General features: G+C 66.4%; 13 protein-coding genes. 7 read left to right on the top strand and 6 right to left on the bottom strand.

The features are described from left to right. Positions 1-2 precede the first annotated feature (2 nt). The 3 genes from nifJ to Q9293_RS01865 form a co-directional block, all read right to left on the bottom strand. A complete protein-coding gene (nifJ, locus tag Q9293_RS01855; RefSeq protein WP_306249467.1) occupies positions 3-3557 on the bottom strand; it encodes a pyruvate:ferredoxin (flavodoxin) oxidoreductase in 3555 nt (1184 codons plus the stop codon). A gap of 117 nt (positions 3558-3674) precedes the next feature. Continuing rightward, on the bottom strand, positions 3675-6449 hold the full coding sequence (gltA, locus tag Q9293_RS01860) for an NADPH-dependent glutamate synthase (RefSeq protein WP_306249468.1): 2775 nt from the start codon (positions 6447-6449) through the stop codon (positions 3675-3677). Positions 6450-6591: 142 nt separating this feature from the next. Then, a complete protein-coding gene (locus Q9293_RS01865; protein WP_306249469.1) occupies positions 6592-9201 on the bottom strand; it encodes a CHASE domain-containing protein in 2610 nt (869 codons plus the stop codon). A gap of 113 nt (positions 9202-9314) precedes the next feature. Between Q9293_RS01865 and Q9293_RS01870 the strand changes: the two genes are divergently transcribed. The 4 genes from Q9293_RS01870 to Q9293_RS01885 all read left to right on the top strand — a co-directional run bounded on the left by Q9293_RS01870 (position 9315) and on the right by Q9293_RS01885 (position 12835). Beyond that, positions 9315-9761, top strand: coding sequence for a hypothetical protein (locus tag Q9293_RS01870; RefSeq protein ID WP_306249470.1), 447 nt, complete (start codon positions 9315-9317; stop codon positions 9759-9761). Positions 9762-10039: 278 nt separating this feature from the next. Further along, positions 10040-11146, top strand: a complete 1107-nt coding sequence (gene pheA / locus Q9293_RS01875) for a prephenate dehydratase (RefSeq protein WP_306249471.1) — start codon at positions 10040-10042, stop codon at positions 11144-11146. 8 nt (positions 11147-11154) lie between these two features. Next, positions 11155-12483 carry a 3-deoxy-7-phosphoheptulonate synthase class II gene (locus Q9293_RS01880; RefSeq protein ID WP_306249472.1) on the top strand — a complete coding sequence of 443 codons (1329 nt, stop codon included), beginning with the start codon at positions 11155-11157 and terminating at the stop codon, positions 12481-12483. Positions 12484-12544: 61 nt separating this feature from the next. Next, positions 12545-12835, top strand: a complete 291-nt coding sequence (locus Q9293_RS01885; protein ID WP_306249473.1) for a hypothetical protein — start codon at positions 12545-12547, stop codon at positions 12833-12835. Between the two features lie 4 nt (positions 12836-12839). Here the strand turns inward: Q9293_RS01885 and Q9293_RS01890 are convergent, their stop codons facing one another. Both Q9293_RS01890 and moaA read right to left on the bottom strand, forming a co-directional pair. After that, the gene (locus Q9293_RS01890) at positions 12840-13844 is read right to left on the bottom strand and encodes an isoaspartyl peptidase/L-asparaginase (protein WP_306249474.1); all 1005 of its coding nucleotides are present in this window, start codon (positions 13842-13844) and stop codon (positions 12840-12842) included. Positions 13845-13857: 13 nt separating this feature from the next. Further along, positions 13858-14862 (bottom strand): GTP 3',8-cyclase MoaA, encoded by a 1005-nt coding sequence (moaA, locus tag Q9293_RS01895; RefSeq protein ID WP_306249475.1) that lies wholly within the window; start codon positions 14860-14862, stop codon positions 13858-13860. Positions 14863-14923: 61 nt separating this feature from the next. On the opposite strand from moaA, the gene Q9293_RS01900 reads away from it, so the two are divergent. Together Q9293_RS01900 and Q9293_RS01905 are read left to right on the top strand one after the other, a co-directional pair. Then, the gene (locus Q9293_RS01900; RefSeq protein WP_306249476.1) at positions 14924-16174 is read left to right on the top strand and encodes a hypothetical protein; all 1251 of its coding nucleotides are present in this window, start codon (positions 14924-14926) and stop codon (positions 16172-16174) included. Further along, a complete protein-coding gene (locus Q9293_RS01905) occupies positions 16171-17514 on the top strand; it encodes a tetratricopeptide repeat-containing serine protease family protein (protein ID WP_306249477.1) in 1344 nt (447 codons plus the stop codon). Before Q9293_RS01900 ends, Q9293_RS01905 begins: the two co-directional genes overlap by 4 nt. A gap of 121 nt (positions 17515-17635) precedes the next feature. Here Q9293_RS01905 and recA read toward each other — a convergent pair whose 3' ends face one another. Then, entirely contained in the window at positions 17636-18694 is a 1059-nt protein-coding gene (gene recA, locus Q9293_RS01910; protein WP_306249478.1) for a recombinase RecA, read from the bottom strand. Between the two features lie 100 nt (positions 18695-18794). Between recA and Q9293_RS01915 the strand changes: the two genes are divergently transcribed. Next, a complete protein-coding gene (locus tag Q9293_RS01915; RefSeq protein ID WP_306249479.1) occupies positions 18795-21218 on the top strand; it encodes an ATP-binding protein in 2424 nt (807 codons plus the stop codon). Position 21219: the final 1 nt, after the last annotated feature.

A 21219-nucleotide genomic window follows, 5' to 3' on the forward strand; every position in this document is an offset into this window, starting at 1 on the left:
CTTCACTTGGCCGTCACGGACAGCTTGGCGAGCTGTTCGTAGACGGAGTAACGGTTGGTGGTGTCGAGCTGGGCCTGATCCATGAGCTTCTTGAAGTGCTCGGGGTTCTGCTGCTCGATCATGCGGTAGCGGGTCTCGTTGCGGACGTACTGGAGCATGGGCACCTTGGGCGCGCCGGAATCCATCTGCAGGGGCACTTCGCCCTTCTCCAGGCGGCGGGGGTCAAAGCGGAACAGCGGCCAGTGGCCGGAGTCGACGGCCAGCTTCTGCTGGTCGCAGCCGTGGGCGAGATCGTAGCCGTGGGCAATGCAGTGGCTGTAGGCCAGGATGAGGCTGGGCCCGTTGTAGGACTCGGCTTCCTGGAAGGCCTTCACCGTCTGCGCGTCGCGGAAGCCGAAGGCCACCTTGGCGACGTAGATGCCGCCGTAGGACATGGCGATCATGCCCAGATCCTTCTTGGGCATGTGCTTGCCGGCCATGGCGAACTTGGCGCCCGCGCCCATGGGCGTGGACTTGGAGGCCTGGCCGCCGGTGTTGGAGTAGACCTCGGTGTCGAGGACCAGGACGTTCACGTTGCGGCCAGAGGCCAGCACGTGATCCAGGCCGCCGTAGCCGATGTCATAGGCCCAGCCGTCGCCGCCGATGATCCAGACGCTCTTGTTCACCAGGTAGTCGGCCAGGTCGTGGAGCATCTTGGCTTCGGGCTGGTTGATGCCCGCCAGCTTCTGCTTGAGGATGTCGACCCGCTCGCGCTGGGCCTTGATGCCGGCCTCGGTGGTCTGGTCGGCGGTGGCGATGCCGGCGACCAGTTCATCACCGAGCTTGGCGCCCAGGCGGTGCATCAGCTCGAGGCCGAACTCCTGGTGCTTGTCGACCGAGAGCCGCAGGCCCAGGCCGAATTCCGCGTTGTCCTCGAAGAGGCTGTTGGCCCAGGCGGGACCGCGGCCATCCTTGTTGGTGGTGTAGGGCGTCGTCGGCAGGTTGCCGCCGTAGATGCTGGAGCAGCCTGTGGCGTTGGCGATGAGGGTGCGGTCGCCGAAGAGCTGGGTGAGCAGCTTGATGTAGGGCGTCTCGCCGCAGCCCGAGCAGGCGCCGCTGTATTCGAAGAGGGGCTCGAGGAACTGCGTGCCCTTCACGTCCAGCTTCACCGTGGTGCGGTCGACCTCAGGCAGATCGAGGAAGAACTTGAAGTTGGCCACTTCCGCATCGCGCAGGGGCGCCTGGGCGACCATGTCGATGGCCTTGTGCTTGGGGTTGCTCTTGTCCTTGGCGGGGCAGACTTCCACGCAAAGGGTGCAGCCCGTGCAATCCTCGGGAGCCACCTGGATGGTGTACTTCTGGCCCTTGTATTCGGGGCCCTTGTAGTCCACGGCCTTGAAGGTGCCAGGGGCGCCAGCCAGGGCGCTGGGCTCGTAGACCTTGGCGCGGATGGCGGCGTGGGGGCAAACCATCGCGCACTTGTTGCACTGGATGCAGATGGAGCTGTCCCACTCGGGGATCTCCAGCGCGATGTTGCGCTTCTCCCACTTGGTGGTGCCCACGGGCCAGGTGCCGTCGATGGGGAAGGCGCTCACGGGCAGCAGGTCGCCCTTGCCTTCCATCATCACGGCGCTGACACGCTTGACGAAGTCCGGTGCCTCGTCGGCCACCATGGGCGGACGCTTGCGGGTGGCGGTGACCGTGGCGGGCACCTTCACTTCATGGAGGTGGGCCAGGGTTTCATCCACGGCCACGAAGTTCTTCTGGACGATGGCGTCGCCCTTCTTGCCGTAGGTCTTCTTGATGGCCTTCTTGATCTGCTCGATGGCCTCCTCGCGGGGCAGCACGCCAGAAATGGCGAAGAAGCAGGTCTGCATGATGGTGTTGATGCGCACGCCCATGCCCGTGTTCTTGCCCACCTCGTAGGCGTCGATCACGTAGAACTTGAGCTTCTTCTCGACGATGGCTTCCTGCACTTCGCGCGGCAGCGTATCCCACACAGTGTCCTTGTCGTGGGGCGTGTTCAGCAGGAAAGTGGCGCCGGGAACGGCGGTTTCCAGCATCTCGTATTTGTCGAGGAAGCTGGTCTGGTGGCAGGCGATGAAGTTGGACTTGGTCACCAGGTAGGCGCTCTTGATGGGGCGGGGCCCGAAGCGCAGGTGGCTGATGGTGATGGCGCCGGACTTCTTGGAGTCATAGACGAAGTAGCCCTGACCGTAGTTGGGGGTCTCCTCGGCGATGATCTTGATGGAGTTCTTGTTGGCGCCCACGGTGCCGTCCGCGCCCAGGCCGTAGAACAGCGCGCGGGTCACATCGGAGGGCTCCACGTCGAAGCTGGCGTCGTAGGGCAGGGAGCTGTGGCTCACGTCGTCCACGATGCCGATGGTGAAGTGGTTCTTCGGCGTGTCCTTGGCCAGGTTCTCGTAGACAGCCTGGACCATGGCGGGGGTGAATTCCTTGGAGGAGAGACCGTAGCGGCCACCCACCACCACGGGGTTGAGGGTGGTGTGGCCCTCTTCGCGGCCCTCACGCAGCGCGGCGAGCACATCCAGGTGCATGGGATCTGCAGGCGAGCCGGGCTCCTTGCAGCGATCCATGACGGCGATCTTCTTGGTGGTGGCGGGCAGGGCGCGGACGAACTCTTCGATGGCGAAAGGCCTGAACAGGCGGACCTTGAGGACGCCCACCTTCTGGCCCTGCTTCATGGCCCAATCCACGTATTCGTGGGTGACGTCGCAACCGGAGCCCATGATGACGACCACGCGCTCGGCCTCGGGGTGGCCGTAGTAGTCGTAGAGGCGGTACTGGCGACCGGTGAGGGCGGCGAAGCGGTCCATCTCCTGCTGCACGATGGCCGGGAAGGCCTTGTAGTAGGGGGTGCAGGCCTCACGGGCCTGGAAGAAGGTGTCGGGGTTCTGGGCGGTGCCGCGGATGACCGGCTGATCGGGCGTCAGGGCCATCTTGCGGAAGTTGGCCACCAGCTCGTCGGGCACCATGTGCCGCAGGTCCTCGTCGTTGAGGATCTCGATCTTGGCGACTTCGTGGCTGGTGCGGAAGCCATCGAAGAAATGCAGGATGGGCAGACGGCTGCGCAACGTCGCGGCGTGGCTGATGGCCGCGAAGTCGTGGGCGTGCTGCACGCTTTCGGAGCTCAGCATGGCGAAGCCGGTCATGCGACAGGACATCACGTCGGAGTGGTCGCCGAAGATGCTGAGGGCGTGCGTGGCCAGAGTGCGGGCGCTGACGTGCATGCAGAAGGGCGTCAGTTCGCCGGCGATCTTGTACATGTTGGGAATCATGAGCAGCAGGCCCTGGGACGCCGTGAAGGTCGTCGTGAGGCTGCCGGCCTGGAGGGCGCCGTGGACGGCGCCCGCGGCGCCGCCCTCGGACTGCATCTCGATCACCGAGGGGATGGTCTTCCAGACGTTGGTCTTGCCCTGGGAGCTCCACTCATCCGCCCACTCGCCCATGTTGGAAGAAGGCGTGATCGGATAGATGGCGATGACCTCGCTGAGGCGATGGGCCACCGAGGCGGTGGCCTCGTTCCCATCAAGGGTCTTCATCACTCTCTGGCTCATGGTTCACTCCTTCCGGGGATCCTCGGGACCTTGCCGGCAATGGGCATCAGGGCAGGAAACACGTCAATACATGATACGGGATGGTCGGGTCACTTTCGTCACAAGGCGGGCCAGTGGTCAGACCACCGGCTGGGCTTCGCCCATGAGGCGCTGGTGGATGGCGGCGGCGGCCCGGCGGCCCTGACCCATGGCCAGAATGACCGTGGCGCCGCCCGTGATGACATCGCCCCCGGCAAAAACGCCCGGGATGGAGGTCTCGCCCGTTTCGTTGTCCACCACAACCACCCCGCCCTTGAGGGTCTTCAGGCCTTTGTCGGTCATGGCGATGAGGGGGTTCACGTCGAAGCCCAGGGCGACCACGAGGGTGTCGCAGGGGATCATGATGCGCTCGTCGGTCATCTTGGGGCTGCGGCGACCATCGGGGCCCGGTTCGCCCAGCTCCATGACGGCGCACTCGGCGTGCGTCATCCAGCCCTTGTCATTGCCGTGCAGCTGGACGGGCGTGCAGAGGAACTTGAACTCCACGCCCTCCTCGTGGGCGTGCTCCAGCTCCTCCTTGCGGGCCGTGGATTCCTTGATGGTGCGCCGGTAGACCACGGTCACATGCTCCGCGCCCATGCGGCGGGCGGCGCGGGCGGCATCCATGGCCGTGTTGCCCGCGCCCACGATGATGACGTGCTTGCCGACGGTCACCGGGGTGCCGTAGTTGGGGAAGAGGTCGGCGCGCATGAGGTTGATGCGGGTGAGGAATTCATTGGCGGTGTAGACGCCCTTGTACTCCTCGCCGGGAATGCCCATCATCTTGGGCAGGCCGGCGCCGGTGCCCATGAAGATGGCATCGTTCTCCTTGCGCAGATCCTCCAGCGTCATGCTGCGGCCCACGAGGGTGTTCATGACGAAGGTGACGCCCAGGCCGCGCAGGGTGGAGACTTCCTGATCCACGATGGCGTTGGGCAGGCGGAACTCGGGGATGCCGTAGAGCATCACGCCGCCGGGCTTGTGGAAGGCGTCGTAGACCGTGACCTGGTGGCCCTTCTTCACCAGCTCGCCCGCCACGGTGAGGCCTGCGGGGCCCGCGCCGATGACGGCCACCTTCTTGCCTGTGGCGGCTTCCACGGGAGGCAGTTCGTCAGAGCCCAGCATCGAGTCGCTGGCGTAGCGCTCCAGGCGGCCGATGGAGACGGGCAGGCCCTTGATGCCCACCACGCACTTGATCTCGCACTGCTTCTCCTGGGGGCAGACGCGGCCGCAGACCGAGCCCAGCGAGGAGCTCTCCTTGATGATGCGGGCGGCGGCCTTGGGGTCGTCGTTGACGATCTGCTGGAGGAATGCCGGGATGTTGATGCTCACCGGGCAGCCCTCGATGCAGGCCGGATGCTTGCACATGATGCAGCGGGCGGCCTCCAGCTTGGCCTGCTCGGGCGAGAGGCCCAGGCTCACCTCGTCGAAGTTGCACACGCGCAGGTCGGGCGGCTGGCAGGCCATCTCCTGGCGGGGGATCTTCATCTTCTGGCTGGGCTTGATGGCGCCCAGGTCGAGGGTCTGCCAGTCGGCCAGGTCGGTGACGGGGGCGTTCAGGTACTGCGAGTAGTCCACGGGGCCCGTGGCGGCCACACGGCCGATCTTGCACTCGCTCGGATCGCACTGCTCTTCGGCCTTGTACCAGTCGGAGCGCATGCGCAGCATGTTGAAGTCCACCTGGTGGCCGTCGAAGTCGGGGCCGTCGAAGCAGGCGAACTTGGTCTGGCCGCCCACGGTGACGCGGCAGCCGCCGCACATGCCGGTGCCGTCCACCATGAGGGCATTGAGGCTCACCAGGGTGAAGATGCCGTGCGGTTTCGTCAGGTCGGAGACGGCGCGCATCATGGGCAGGGGGCCCACGGCGACCACTTCAGCGATGGGCTCGCGGGCGATGACATCCTTGAGGGCGTCGGTCACCAGGCCCTTGCGGCCCAGGGTGCCGTCATCGGTGGTGACGATCAGCTCGGCGGACGCCGCGCCCAGCTCGTCGGCCAGCAGCACGCGCTCCTTGCTGCGGCCGCCCAGGATGGTGATGACGCGGCGGCCCTTGGCGTGCAGCTCCTCGGCGGCGGGCAGGATGGCGGCGCTGCCATAGCCGCCAGCCATCAGCACGATGGTGCCTTCCTCCACCAGCTCCGTCGGCGTGCCCATGGGGCCGGCCACGGCGTAGAGTCGATCCCCCGCACTGAGCTTGCCCATGGCCTGGGTGGTGGCGCCCACTTCCTGCATGATGAAGTGGATGTAGCCCTTGCGCGCGTCACCGCCCGCCAGCGTGAGGGGGATGCGCTCACTCTCGGGGAAGGGGGCCACCATGAAGAACTGGCCCGGCTTGCGGCCGCGGGCCACCTGGGGCGCCTGTACGATGAAGGACCAGGTTTCGGGCGCGATGAGCTTCTTCTCGAGGATGAGGTAGCCGTCCTGGGTCTCGGCATCGGAGGCATAGAGCGACTTGCCCTTGAGCAGGGGCAGCATGAGGTGCTCTTCCGCCTCGATGTGATCGCGGATGAGATCCACCAGGCGCTGGCCCAGCAGGGTGAGTGAACGCGGTGCGCGCACTTGTCCTTCAGTGATCTCCGCCAGCAGTTGCAGCGTGAGATCCCACATCTGGCGGTGGTCCTCATGCAGCCGCTGGTGGAGGGCCTCGGCGCCGATCTCTTCCAGCAGGGGGAACAGTTCGCGCTCCTCGGCCTCGTTGTGGGGGCGCAGCACCTCGTAAATCCACTTGGCGCCGAGATCCACACCTTTCCAGTCACCGGTGCCGAGGGCTTCGGCCATCCGCGTCAGCCGACTCTGGGCCTCCTCGTGGGTGGCGTGCCAGTTCGGCGTGGGCAGATTGCCGGAGCTGATCAGCGGTGTGATCGAATCGGACATGGATGCCTCCAGATCCGTTCAGCATGCTCTGGAGATGGCCTGAATTCTGTGTCTAAAAACCTAAATGGGACCAGTTGTGATCCATGCCACAGGACGTTGGCATCGCAAGGACTTAGCTAAAGTTTTTTATATTCCATGTTGTTTATTTGGTCGTGAATTTGTCATTCGAATCACGCAGAATGTCCCGCACCCGGGTGATGAGCTCCCGGACGCGGAAGGGCTTTTGCAGGAAGCCGTCCGGAGGCAGATCCGACAGGGATTCGAGGGACTCCTTCTGGGTGTAGCCGCTGGTCAGCAGAACCTTCACTTGGGGGGCCAGGGCGCGGATGCGGCGGAAGGCCTCGGCGCCTCCCATGCGCGGCATGGTCATATCCAGCAGCACCAGATGGATACGCTCCTTGTTCTCCTCGAAGCGCTCTACGGCCTCCAGCCCATCCCGGGCTTCCAGCACCCGGAAGCCAGCATTCTCGAGGGCGGTGCGGGCCAGATCGCGGATGATGCCTTCGTCATCCACGACGAGAATGGTGCCCGTCATCGGCTGCAGCGGCTGAGCCTCAGGCGCCAGCTGGGCCACGGAGGCCTCGGAGGCCGGGAAGAGCAGAATGAAGGTGGTGCCCTTGCCGGGCGTGCTTTCCACGCGGATGCCTGCGCGATGTCCGCGGACGATGCCCAGCATGGCCGACAGGCCCAGGCCCCGGCCCGTGAATTTGGTGGTGAAGAATGGATCGAAGATGCGGCCGATGGTTTCCGCATCCATGCCGCAGCCATCGTCCTCCACCTCCATGCGCACGAAGAGGCCGGGTTCCAGTACCTGGCCCGGGAAGGCGGCGGAAAGATCCTCGCGTCGGTATTCCACGGCCCGGGTGCGGAGGGTGATGACGCCGGTGTGGTCGCCAATGGCTTCAGAGGCGTTGATGACCAGGTTCATCACCACCTGCTGGAACTGCGCACTGTCCGCATCCACCGGCGGCAGGTCCGGCTGCAGATCCATGCGGATGCCCACCATCTTGGAGATGGACACGGAGAGCAGATCCCCCATTTCGATGAGGGTGGCGTTCAGATCCAGCGGGCGCACGGCGAAGTGGGCTTTGCCGGCGTAGGCCAGGAGTTGCCGCGCCAGGTCGGAGCCGCGTTGCGTGGCGGCCTCGATGCGCTGGATGGCGCTACGCAGGGCCGGATCATCGGGGATGCGTTCCAGGGCCACCTCGGTGTTGCCCAGGATGGCCGTGAGCAGGTTGTTGAAGTCGTGGGCGATGCCCCCGGCGAGCACGCCCAGGCTTTCCAGTTTCTGGGCCTGGCGCAGGGCGCCCTCCACCCGTCGGCGGTCGGTGATGTCGTCGGCGAGGAAGATGGCGCCGATGAACTCGCCGTGTTCGTTCCGGACCGCCGCGTTGTACCAATCGCACTGAATGCGCTGGCCCGTGCGGGTGACATTCTCCATGGTGGCGCGGGTGCCGCTCTCACTCTTCAGCAGGGCCTCGCGGCGGGGAAGCACCTCGGCTTGGCCGTCCTCGGGAACGAGCAGGCGCGGATCCTGGCCGAGCATGTCTTCCCGGCTGTAACCGAACATGCGCTCTGCGGCGTCGTTCCATTCCGTGATGCGGAAGTGGGCGTCCATCTCCAGGACGGCCAAGGGGGTGTAGGCGAGGTGGCTCCGATTCCGCTGCAGGGCGCCATGAAGGGAGGCATTCATGGACCGCGCCAAGTCAAGGGCCCGGCGGCGGGTGCCTGCAAGGGACCAGACGACCGCGGAAAGGCAAAGGCTCACGATCACGCCCCCCACGAGGATGATCAGGGGCTGGTTCCGTCCTTCCGCCTTGTAGAAGGCAGGGCGGATGGCATATCGCAACTGCCAGCCGCGTCCCCCCACATCCAGCATCCGGAGGGTGTCCGGGGTGGCGCCCTTGGGCCAGTCCGGGCTGGCGTAGAGCCATTGGGGCCCCTGGGAGGCGAAGGCGTCCACCACCTCGAAGGCCACGCCCGTGTCTTCGCCGCGCAGGATGTCCTCGATGAGGGGCTTGAGGAGGATGCCTGCGGAGATCCAGCCCTTGAAGGCCTGGCGGCGGGCCTCAAGGGAATCCACTGGCCTGGAATACTCAGGCACGAGCAGCACCACCGCGTCTTCGCGGCCCGTGGGGCGCGTGAAGTACACCAGGCCGGACAGGGCTGGCAGGCCCGTGTCCCGGGCGCGCTCGGCGGCCACTCGCTGGGTGTGACTCGTGCCCACGTCCAGGCCCAGGGCCAGGGTGGCACGCCCACCGGGTTCGCAGAGTTCGATGATGAGGTGGTTGCCATCCTGACCGGGGTCGCGCAGGGGGGCCGGGTCCGCGATGGGCCGGTGGTAGCGTCCCCGCAGCTGAGGCCGCGCGTTCATGAAGGCTGCAAGGTCCGCGGGCTCGACAGGCGTGATGATGGCCAGGCTGGTGAGGCCCGGGTGCCGCGTGGTCAGATCCAGGCCATCGACATAGGCCCGCCACTTCTCCAGAGACAAGGGCCGGGATTCCTCGGCGAAGAAGCCTTTGGCCCCTCGGGCGATGTCTTCATAGCGGCCCAGTCGGTTCTGCAGGCTCTGTTCCGTTCGGCTCACGAAGCGGTTGAGCCGGTTGAGGTCCCTCTGGTACTGGCTCTGCCGGGCGGTGTGCCATGCCAGTCCGGTGATGCCAAGGCTCAAACCCAAGACCACCAGGGCCAGGACCCAGGGCCGACGCGAGGGCGCAGGCTCAATGGGGGGCGCGTCTGAGAATGGGGACATCTGTGGGCTCGGAATCCTTTTATGGTAACGGTCTTTGACCGCTTCCGGGAGGAAGGCCGGAGGTGCCCCGAATTCTGGCCTGCGGTAGGGTGAAGGAAGCCGGAGGATGCCGCTTGGAACAGATCGAGGAATTTCTGCCCTATGCCCAGAGCTGCCTGCGCCATCCCTCGGAGCGGGCGCGGCTGGCGGCCATCCTCAACCTCTGGGCGGCCAAGTGGAAGGGCAAGCACCGACTCTTCGACTATTCCCGCAGCCACCATGGTGCCTTCCTCCATTTCAACCAGCTCATGGATGGGAAGTGGGTGCAGGCCTTCACCTTCGTGGCCACGAAGCGGGAGGGCGTCTGCCTGCGCGGTCCCGAGCCTGACCGCGTGCGCAAAGCCCACAAGTTCCGCCACAACCCCCTCGATTCCGCGCCCTTGGATGCCCTCTTTGAAGCCTGGTCGGCGCATCCCGAACACCGGCCCTGCGGCCATGCCGTGGAATTCTTCCTGGAAGAAACGCCCGACGACACCTGGGCCGCCTGCCTGCAGGAAGTGCTGATTCACCTGGGCGCCTGACGACCGCAAAACGTGAACCGCGAATGTCGCGATTGCACGCGAATAAAAAACAAGAGCTCGGTGGGTGTTCATTCGCGGTTAGCTGTTTTCACAACCCTCTTGCGGAAGCGCTCGGGTTCAGGCATGGTTTCAGGACTGCCATGCTGACCTCCCGCTTCTATTTCGCCTTTAGCTTTCGCACCTCGGGTGCGAGGGTAGGCGGCGTCTAGATCCGGAACCGCTTCGACCATCGCCCCCGAGACCTTACGGCTCGGGGGTTTTCGCATGTAGGAGAACCCATGACTCAGACGGATCCGACCCCACTCGCGCAGCTGCGCCAGGGCATCGATGCGGTGGATGACCAGGTGCTGGCCCTGCTCAACCGGCGCGCGGCCCTGGCCGCCGAAGTGGGGAGGCTGAAGGCGGAGGTGGCGCCCTCGGCGCTGTTCCATGTGCCCAAGCGGGAGCGGGAAATCCTGGCCCGGCTGGAAGCGGCCAACGCCGGTCCCTTTCCGGATGCCGCCGTGCGCACCATCTTCCAGGAAATCATGAGCGCCTGCCTCAGCCTGGAGAAGCCGCTGCGCGTGGCCTTCCTGGGGCCCGAAGGCACCTTCACGCACTTGGCGGCCCGGCAGCAGTTCGGCGGCTCCAGTCAGGCGCTGCCCCAGGGCACCATCCAGGCCGTGTTCCAGGCGGTGGAGCGGGCCCGGGCGGACTACGGCGTGGTGCCCGTGGAAAACGCCACGGAAGGCGCGGTGGATTCCACCCTGGATGCCTTCCTCGACAGCCCCCTGCGCATCTGCGCGGAGATCCTGCTGCCCGTGGATCAGGCCCTGCTCCTGAGGCCCGAGCTGGATCTGGGCGGCGTTCGGCGCGTGTACTCACATCCCCAGGCCCTGGGCCAATGCCGCAAGTGGCTGGAAGTCCACCTCCCCGGGGCGGATCGCATCGAGGCGCCCTCCACTTCGGAGGCTGCGCGGCTGGCGCGTGAGGATGCCGAGGGTGCCGCCATCGCTTCCGAACTGGCGGCGGAACTCTTCGGCCTGCGCGTGGCCGAGGCGCGCATCCAGGATCTGGCCGCCAACGCCACCCGCTTCGTGGTGCTGGGCCCTAAGGCCGCCGAGCCCACGGGCCGCGACCGCACCACCTTGGTGGCCATGGCTCAGGATGGCCCGGGCGCGCTGCTGCGGTTGCTCGAGCCCCTGGCCCGCCGCGGCCTGAACCTGAGCCGCATCCAGAGCCGCCCCACGCGGCGCAAGCTCTGGGAGTATGCCTTCTTCCTGGATGTGGAAGGCCACGCCGAGGATCCAGCCATGGCCGAGGCCCTGGTCGAACTTCAATCCGCCTGCGCCTCGCTGAAGGTGCTGGGCAGCTACCCGCAAGCAAGCATGGAAGGTGCGCGATGAAGGCCATCATGAACACCACGTTGAACACTTGGCAGCCCAACTCCTGGCGGAATCTTCCCGCGGCTCAGCAGCCCGTCTACCGAGACGCGGCGGCGGTCAACACGGTGTTGGCCGAGCTGGCCGAACTGCCGCCCCTGGTGGTGGCCGAAGAGGTGGATTCCCTGCAACACCTGCTGGCGGAGGCTGCCGAGGGCAAGCGCTTCCTGCTGCAGGGCGGGGACTGCGCCGAGGCCTTCGCCGATTGTCGCGGCGCCATCATCCAGGACAAGCTGCGCGTGCTGCTGCAGATGTCCGTGCTCATCACCCACGGCGGCCGTACCGGTGTCATCCACCTGGGGCGCATCGCAGGCCAGTACGCCAAGCCCCGCAGTGGCACCACGGAGCGCATCGATGGCCGCGAGGTGCCGGTCTACCGCGGCGACCTCATCAATGGCCTCGCACCCGATCAACGCGAAGCCGATCCGAATCGTTTATTGGAGGCCTACCACCGCGCCGCCGCCACCCTGAACCACCTGCGGGCCCTGGTGGATGGTGGGTTTGCGGACCTTCAGCATCCCGAACACTGGGATCTCAGCTGGAGCCGTGAGGATGCGGGCCACTACCTCGAAACCCTCGACCAGGTGCAGAACTCCCTGAACTTCGTCCAGCGCCTGGGCGGGCTGCCCGAACACCTGCGCACAGGCGAACTCTTCACCAGCCACGAGGCGCTGCACCTCCCCTTCGAGACCGCGCTCACGCGTTTCGTGCCCGAGTACAACCGCCACTACAACCTGGGCGCCCATTTCCTGTGGGTGGGGGAACGCACCCGTCAGTTGGATGGCGCCCACCTGGAGTACCTCCGCGGCATCGCCAATCCCATCGGCCTGAAGGTGGGTGCCTCCATGACGCCGGACACCCTGCGCCAGGTGCTGTCCAAGCTGGATCCAGAGCGTCGTCCCGGGCGCCTCACCCTCATCACGCGCTTCGGCGCCGACAAGGCCGAGGCGGTGTTGCCTGCCCTGATCGAAGCGGCTCGGGCCGAAGGCCATCCCGTGCTCTGGAGCTGCGACCCCATGCACGGCAACGGCCGCACGGCGGCAGGCGGGATTAAGACCCGCGCCTTCGGGGACATCCTCCAGGAGCTGCAGGAAGTGGCGGCCCTCCACCGCGCCCATGGTTCCCGCATGGGCGCCGTCCACTTCGAGCTCACCGGCGAACCCGTGACCGAATGCACCGGCGGCATGGAGGGGCTGGATGAAGCCAGCCTGCAGCGGGCCTACCGCAGCGGCTGCGACCCCCGCCTCAACCGCAGCCAGAGTCTGGAGATGGCGTTTCTCATCGCACAGATGATCCGCTGACTTCCGGCGGCTGAATCCTCATGGCGTCGGCAGGCTCGTCGAAAGGAGGGGAGGAGCCGTCATGCGTCGCCGGGATGTCGTTTCACTGTGCCTGATCTGGGGCCTCGTGCTGGCGGCCCTGGCCTGGGCCCTGTCCACGCAGTTCCGCTGGGTGCAGGAAGCCAAGCCCATTCAGGTGCAGCGGCCATCGGCACCGGAGAAGGGCGAGGGGGCGGAACCTCCACCGGCCTCGGCCACCGGTGTCATCGGCACCATCGACGACGACACCCGGGCGGCGTTGGCGAAGGGACTGGGCGGAGTGCCCGCGGAACCTCCGAAGGTCAAGCCCTCCGGCACGAAGAAGGGGCGCTGATCGCCTACTTCGCCACGCTCCAGGCCATCTGGTGGCGGTAGTCCTTCACGAAGGCTTTCTGCTCGGCGGAGTAGTTGCAGCCGCCGCCTGTGCTGTCGGGGCCCACGGCCACAATGCCCAGATCGATGCGCGCGGGAAAGGCCGCCAGGGCCCGATCCACGGCCTTCTGCGCAGAATAGCCTTTGGCCAGCAGGTCGTAGGTGGTTTTGGCCACCAGGTGCTTGACGATGTCCTCGCCGTTGCCGGTGCAGGCCACGGCGCCCTTGGGCCCGGCGTAGATGCCCGCGCCGTACATGGGCACGTCGCCCACGCGGCCGTAGAAGGTGATGGTGGTGCCGCCGGTGCTGATGGCGGCGGCGAAGCGGCCCTTGGCGTCCCGCGTGACGCAGCCCACGGTGTCGGGGGTGCCCAGGGCCTCCTTGAGCGGCGTGGGGAAGTTCCAGCCCTTCTTCCAGTCGTAGCGCTTCCAGGCTTCGATCTGGCGGGGATCCTCGCCCTTGAGGATGCTCTGCACCTTCTGGAAGCGGGCCAGGTTCTCGGCGCAGGTGGGATCGTAATCGGCGAAGCCCATGGCCCGGGCGAAACGGGTGGCCCCTTCGCCCACGATGAGGATGTGGGGGGTGTCCATGACCTTCCGGGCCACCAGCACGGGGTTCTTCACGCGCTCGATGGCGGCCACGGCGCCGAAGCCTCCGGTGGCGCCATCCATGCAGGCGGCGTCCATCTGGATGGTCTTGCCGTCGAGGCGGATGTTGGCGCCGGTGCCCGCGTTGAAGCGCGGGTCATCTTCCATGACCACCACCCCCGCCAGGGCCGCCTCCAGGGCCTCGGCCCCGGTGCTGAGTGTGGCCAGGGCCTTGGCCGCGGCCTTGTCGGTGCCATCCATGCGGCTGCGGGGGCTGCCGGCGCCGCCGTGGACCACCGCTGCGGGTGGGGCGGGCTGGGCGGCGGAAAGCCCGGCGGCCAGGGTGAGCAGCAGGAGGGAAAGGATGCGGTTTATGCGGTTCATGGGACTCCTCGGATCAACCGCCGATGTGGGACATCTCCACCTTGGGCAGGCCGGGCGTGTCAGCGCGCCGCAGTTCGGAGTAGCGGTCTTCGCGGCGCTTCCAGTGCGAAGCCAGCAGCGAGGCCAGGTCGGCGTCGCTGTGGCCCGCCCGCAGGAAGGCCTTGAGATCGAGGCCCTGCCCGGCGAAGAGGCAGGTGTAGAGGTGGCCGTCGGCGGACAGCCGCGCCCGGTCGCAGTCGCGGCAGAAGGGCATCGTGACCGAGGCGATGAGTCCCACGCCGCCCTTGCCGTCGACGTAGCGCCAATCGCGGGCCACGGCCCCGGCCGAAGCCGGGACGGGCTCCAGGGGCCACTGGCCATGGAGGATGCGGTGCACTTCGTCGGCGGGCACCACGGCCTCCAGGCGCCAGCCATTGGTGGTGCCCACGTCCATGAATTCGATGAAGCGCAAGGTGTGGCCCGCTTCCCGGGCGAAGGCCGCCAGATCGAGGATCTCGTCCTCGTTGACGCCCCGCTGCAGCACACAGTTGAGCTTGAGGGGGCCGTAGCCTGCGGCGCGGGCGGCTTCGATGCCTGCAAGCACATGGGACAGTGGCAGCTCCGTGTCGCTGAGGGCGCGGAAGCGATCCGGACGAAGGGTGTCCAGGCTCACGGTCATCCGCTTCAAACCCGCTTCCCGCAGGGCCGGAGCCTGCTCAGGAAGCAGCACGCCGTTGGTGGTGAGGGCCAGATCCTCCAGGCCGGGGAGCGCGGCCAGCATGCGGACAAGGGCTGGCAGCTCCCGGCGGAGCAGGGGCTCGCCGCCGGTGAGGCGCACCTTGCTGACGCCCAGGCCGGTGAAGATCCGCACCAGTCGCGTGAGTTCCTCGAAGGTGAGCAGGGCCTCCCGCGGCAGGAAGGGGTGGTCAGGCCCGAAGACCTCCTTGGGCATGCAGTAGCCGCAGCGGAAGTTGCACCGGTCGGTGACCGAAATGCGGAGGGCCTTGAGGGGCCGGGCCAAGGTGTCGGACGGCTGCATATCCCACAAGCATAATTGCCTCCGAGCGGTCACAATGGATTGTTTGGATGGACTAGCAGATATGGGCTTTTTTGACCGATTCCGCTCCCGCGCCGACGAGGCGCCCCTGCCGAGCCTTGCGGCCCTGCTGGAAGCCCGGGGCCTGTCCCCGGATCTGCCGGGCCTGAAGGCACTGGAGCCGGGCTTCGAAGCGCACCGCAAAGCGGACGAGCGGGAAGCCTGGGCGGATGCGGTGGCCGAGACCGTGGCCCTGGGGCTGGCACTGCCCGAACCCTGGCTTGATGCTCAGGACCATGTGCTGCCGGAGGTCGTGCCCACCTGGCAGTCCGAGCGGGAAGGCCGCTGGAGCCGCGGCTTCATCGATGGTCTGAACCAACGCATCCGCGTGGGCCGCGCTGCAGACCAGGCAGGAGACAGCGTGGTGATGCCCGCCGCCTGGCTGAAGCTCTGGGATCAGACCGCCGACGAAGTGCTGGATCTGGCCCTGGACCATCTGCGCCACCGCAGCGAAGGCGCCTTCGAGCGGTTGCCCTCCGGTGCCTACCGAAGCCCCTGGCGCGATGGGGCCGACGCGGCCCGTCTGCTGCTGCCCGAGGTGTGGCAGGGCCTCTTCAAGGACCAGCACCCCTTCCTGGCCATTCCCTCCGCCGACACCCTGCTGGCGGCGCCCCAGATTCTGCTGCCCAAGCTCATGGAAGAGGTGGGTCGCAGCGTGCAATCCGGTGGACGGCCTCTGCAGCTCGCAGTCATCGAGCGTATCGGCGAGAAGCTGATGACCGCCCGGCTGCAGGATCCGCATCCCATGGCTGCGCCCCAGAAAGAGATGAAGCACATGGATCTCCTGGAGGCCCTGCGGCATCAGGAGAAGGACCTCGATCCCGCCCTTGGCCTCGCCGCCACCGTGAGCCTGGTGAAGACCAACCAGGGCAAGCCGCTGACCCTGGCCCTGTGGACTGAAGGGGCCCCGGTGCTATTGCCCGAGACGGATCTCATCGCCTTCTCAGCCCGGAATGGCGAGGCCCTGGGCATCTTCGCCCGCCAGACACTGCCCCGCATCCATGAGCTGCGCAGCGAATCCGTATCCATCTGGGGCCCCCGCCGGGTGCGGTACGACGGCTTCCCCACCGCCGAGCAGTTGTCTCGACTGGAGCGCTTCGCCACGGCAGAGCAGATGAAAGCCTTGCAGGCCCCCTCGGCACCTCGGCCCCCGGCCCCCAGGCCTGCCGCGGGCGCGCCCTTCAACGCGCAGGGTGCGGCGCCCCTGCCGCGTCACCTTCAGGGCGCGGGATTGGGTGTGCAGGACGCCGAATGATTTCCCTGGGATGGTCGCTGCTGCTGATGTTTCAGAGCGCGCCCGCCCAGGAAGCTGTTTCACCCCTGCCCAGGATCCAGGCCTCCGTGGTCCTGGTGCGCGGCGCCACCGAAGGCCGTCCCGGGCGACAGGGCAGCGGCGTGGTGGTGGCTCCCCGCATCGTGGCCACCAACGCCCATGTGATCGAATCCTCCCAGGGCCTTACGGTGCGCCAGGGCGCCACGGTTTGGCCCGCCACCGTGCTGCGCGTGGATCAGAGTCGGGACCTCTGCCTGTTGTCGGTTCCGGGCCTCATGGTGGCGCCCGTGGTGCTGGCACCGGAGCCCTCTGAACCTGGCCAGCCCGTGGTGGCGGCAGGCTTCCCTGGTGGCCAGGGTCCCACCCTTTCCAAGGGGCACTTGCGCGGCATTTGGCACCAGGGCGAGAACCTGCTGCTCCAGAGCGATGCGCTCACTTCGCCGGGGAGCAGTGGTGGCGGACTCTTCGACGAGGAGGGCCGTCTGCTCGGCCTGACCACCATGACCTTCACGCCCGATGTGCGCATGAACTTCTCCATTCCCGCGGCTTGGGTTGAGGCTCTGGCCCTAGCGCCGCCAGGCGAACCCGTGTCTGCGCTGGGTTGGGACATGGATCTTAACGGCGCGGGGCTGCTGGAAAAGCTGGCCCGCGATCCCCGCAACTGGCCCGCCTGGGAAGTGGCTTCCCGCCAGTGGGTGCAGGACCTGCCCCAGGACCCCGATGCCTGGTTGGCCCTGGGGCTGGCCCTGGATCAGGCGGCCCGGAGCGCCAAACTGGATCAGAGCGGCCCCGTGCTGCTGCAGGCGGTGGAGGCCTATCGGCGCTCCTTGGCCCTGAGACGGGATGCCAAGACCCTCAACAATCTTGGGGTGGCTCTGGATTCGCTTAACCGCTTCGACGAGGCCGAGCAGGTCCTCTCGGAAGCGGTGGAACGGGAACCGGCCTATGCCGTCGCCTGGTTGAACCGGGCCGCTACCCATTTCAACGCAGGGCGGTTTGATCAGGCGGCCGAAGCCTTCCGGTCGGCCCTCGCCCTGCGTCCAGATGAAGTGGATGCCTGGGCTCGTCTGGCCTTCTGCCAGAGAAGGCTGGGGCAGGGTGAGGCCGCCGTGGCGTCCTTGCGCATCGCTCTGCGGTACCGCCCTTTGGCTGCAGAGATGTGGCTGGAACTTGGTTTGCTGCTGGTGGATCTGGTGCGCTTCGAGGACGCCAGGGTGGTGCATGAACGACTCGAGGCTTTGAATCCGGAGCTGGCCACGCGGCTGCAGGCCGCCCTGAACCGGGACAAGGCTCTGCGGAAGGGCCGGTCCACCAAGGGTTGATGGCTCTGTGCCATCTTGGCTCCCCCTTGCTCGTGGCCTCCAGAGCAAAAAAAAACGGCGGCGACCCTTTCGGACCGCCGCCATCTGCCGACCCCTTCCAAGGGCGCGCAGCTGATGCTTGCTAAACCTCCACGGCACCCTTCATGCCGAGGCGCTCGCGGATGAGGCCTTCCACCTCGTCCGCCAATTCCGGATTGTCGTTGAAGAGCTTCTTCACGTTCTCGGCGCCCTGGCCCAGGCGGCTGTCCTTGTAGCTGTACCAGGAGCCGCTCTTCTGGATGATCTCCAGCTGGGTGCCCAGCTCCACCAGCTCGCTGGTGCGGCTGATGCCTTCGCCATACATGATGTCGAAGGTGGCGACCTTGAGGGGCGGCGCGACCTTGTTCTTCACGACCTTGACCTTGGTCTTCTTGCCGATGACGGAGGAATCCTCGTCCTTGGTGGCCACCAGGGGATCGCCGGTGTTGCCCTTGATGCTTTGGATGCTGCGCACATCCAGGCGCACGGAGGCGTAGAACTTGAGCGCGTTCCCGCCGGTGGTGGTCTCGGGGTTGCCGAACATCACACCGATCTTCATGCGGATCTGGTTGATGAAGACCACACAGGTGTGGGTCTTGCTGATGGTGCCGGTCATCTTGCGCAGGGCCTGGCTCATGAGGCGGGCCTGCAGGCCCACATGGCTGTCGCCCATCTCGCCGTCGATTTCGGCCTTGGGCACCAGGGCGGCCACGGAGTCCACCACGATGATGTCGAGGGCGCCGCTGCGCACCAGCTGGTCGCAGATTTCCAGAGCCTGCTCGCCGCTGTCGGGCTGGCTGATGAAGAGGTTGGCCACGTCCACGCCCAGCTTCTGGGCGTATTCGGGGTCGAGGGCGTGCTCGGCGTCGATGTAGGCGGCCAGGCCGCCCTTCTTCTGGGCCTGGGCCACCATGTGCAGGGCCAGGGTGGTCTTGCCGCTGGCTTCCGGCCCATAGACTTCGACCACGCGGCCCTTGGGCACGCCGCCCACGCCCAGGGCGCTGTCCAGGGAGATGGAGCCGGTGCTGATGACCTCGATGCCCTCGGCGCCGCTCATGCGGTCGCCCAATTTCATGATGGAACCCTTGCCGAAGGCCCGTTCGATGTCGGCCACGGTTCGGGTGAGGGCTTTGAGGCGATCGTCTTGCTCGGCCGCGGCCATGGGTCCTCCAAGGGGGTGCTTTCCAGAATGAGGCAAAAAGCGAAAAAAACAAGAAATCTTTTTTCACGCTCGGGCCCAGACTGGCCGAAGAAGGAAGGGCATGTCGACCGAGACCCCGGCCTCCCAAACCCCTGCATCCGCTTCCGAACTGGAGGCGAGATTGGCCGCCGCCCAGGCCGAAGCCGACCGCTATCGCGCCTTGGTAGAGGATTTGAAGGAAGTTATTTTCCAAATCGACCGTCAGGGGCAATGGTCCTTTCTCAACCCGGCCTGGTCCGAACTCACCGGATTCCCGCTGGAGGAGTGCCTGGGCCGCCCCTTCCTGGAATACCTGCACCCGGCCGACACGCCCCGCTACCTGAACCTGCTCACCTATGCGGTGGACACGGGACAGGCCGTCTTCGAGGGCGAGTTCCGCATTCCCACCAAGGATGGCGAGGTGAAATGGGTGGAGGCGCATCAGCGCATCGCTTTTGATGAAGCTGGTGTGGTGCTGGGCGTGTCGGGCACCCTGGGCGACATCACCGAGCGGAAGCACACGGAGATCGTTCTCCGGGTGGCCACCAGTCGGCTGCGCGCCCTCATCGAAAACATGCAGGCGGGCATCCTGGTCGAAACCGAAGGCCGCAAGATCGCCCTGCTGAACGAGACCTTCTGCCGCATGTTCCATGTGCCCGTGCCCGCGCACGTGCTGGTGGAGAGCGACACCCGAGATCTGCTGGAGGAATGCCTGCCCCTGTTGGTGGATCAGCAGGCCTTCCTTGCGCGGATCGAGGCCATGGCCAAGGCCCGCACGCCGGTTCAGGCCGAGGAATTCACCCTCACCGATGGCCGCATCATGGCCATGGATTTCATTCCCATCGTGGTGGGCGAGGAGTATCTGGGCCACCTCTGGCAGTTCCACGACATCACCGAGCGCCGCCGGGCGGAGATCAAGCTGGAGGAAGCCGCCGAAGAGCTGGAGTGGAAGAACTGGGAACTGGCCGAAGCCCGGGACCGGGCCTTGGAATTGTCGGGCCTCAAGAGCGAATTCCTGGCCAACATGAGCCACGAGATCCGCACACCCATGAACGGGATCATCGGCATGACGGGCCTGCTGCTGGATACGCCCCTGGGTGAAGAGCAGCGGCAGTACGCGGAAACCGTCCGCTCCTGCGGCGACGCGCTGCTCACCCTCATCAATGACATTCTGGATTTCTCCAAGATCGAAGCCGGGAAGCTGGTTTTCGAGACTCTGGATTTCGATTTGCTGTCGGTGGTGGAGGACGTGCAGGCGGTGCTGGCCGTCAAAGCCGAAGCCAAGAACGTGGAGCTGGGCATCTTTGTGGATCCCGCCACCCCCCTGGCGGTGGTGGGCGATCCCACGCGGCTGCGTCAGGTGCTCACCAACCTCATGGACAACGCCCTGAAGTTCACGCACCAGGGCTCAGTGGAAGTGCGCCTGCGGCCGGAATCGGTGGAGGAAGGCCAGGTGCTGCTCCGCGTCGAAATCCAGGACACCGGCATCGGCATGAAGCCCGAAGTGGTGGATCGCCTCTTCACCTCCTTCTTCCAGGGGGACAGCTCCACCACGCGCAAATACGGCGGAACGGGCCTGGGGCTCACCATCTGCAAGCGGCTGGCCGAGCTCATGGGCGGCAGCATCGGTGTCACCAGTACGCCAGGAGCGGGCAGCACCTTCTGGTTCACCCTCCGTCTCGCCACGCGGGGAGGCCCAAAGCCCGTGCATCCCGCATCGTCTTCCATTCTGCTGGTGGGCCTACCCCCGCTGGCGAACCGGCTCATCACGGAGCAGCTGCAGGCCTGGGGGGTGCGACCCGAGGCCCTGCCGCCGGATGCGGATCCCGTGGCCTGGCTCAAGCAGGCACGTCAGCCCGGCTCCTTGATTCTGGTGGGTCCCGAATGCCTCGGCGAGGCAGTGGTGGGAGAACATGCCGAGGCCATGGTCCTTGCCAGTCCGCTCTACCGCCCTGAGCTGCGGGAGGATGCGGCCCGCCGCGGCATCCAGGCCTTCCTCACCTTGCCCGCGCGGCCCAGCCACCTGCGCAGCCTGCTGGAACCGCGGGGCCTGAGCGCCACCGGCTCCGCCACCGTGGCACCAATGCTGGCCCTGGAAGGACAGGCCAAGGTGCGCGTGCTGCTGGCGGAAGACAATTTGGTGAATCAGAAAGTGGCGCTGATCATGCTCAAGAAATTCGGCATCGAGGCTGACGTGGTGGCCACGGGCATTGAAGCGTTGGACGCCCTCGTGGGCGTGTCGTACGATCTGGTGCTGATGGATTGCCAGATGCCGGAGATGGACGGGTTCGAGGCCACGCAGCGCATTCGTGAGCGGGAGCGGGGCAGCCGCCGCCTGCCGGTGGTGGCCATGACCGCCAACGCCATGGTGGGAGACCGGGAGAAGTGCCTCGAAGCGGGCATGGACGATCACATTCCCAAGCCCGTGCGCATGGACGAACTGCACCGGACGCTCACCCGCTGGCTTCCTGCGGGGACGCTGCCACCACTCGGCGGAGGGGCCTGAC

The organism is Geothrix sp. PMB-07, from assembly GCF_030758935.1.
Lineage (GTDB): Bacteria > Acidobacteriota > Holophagae > Holophagales > Holophagaceae > Geothrix.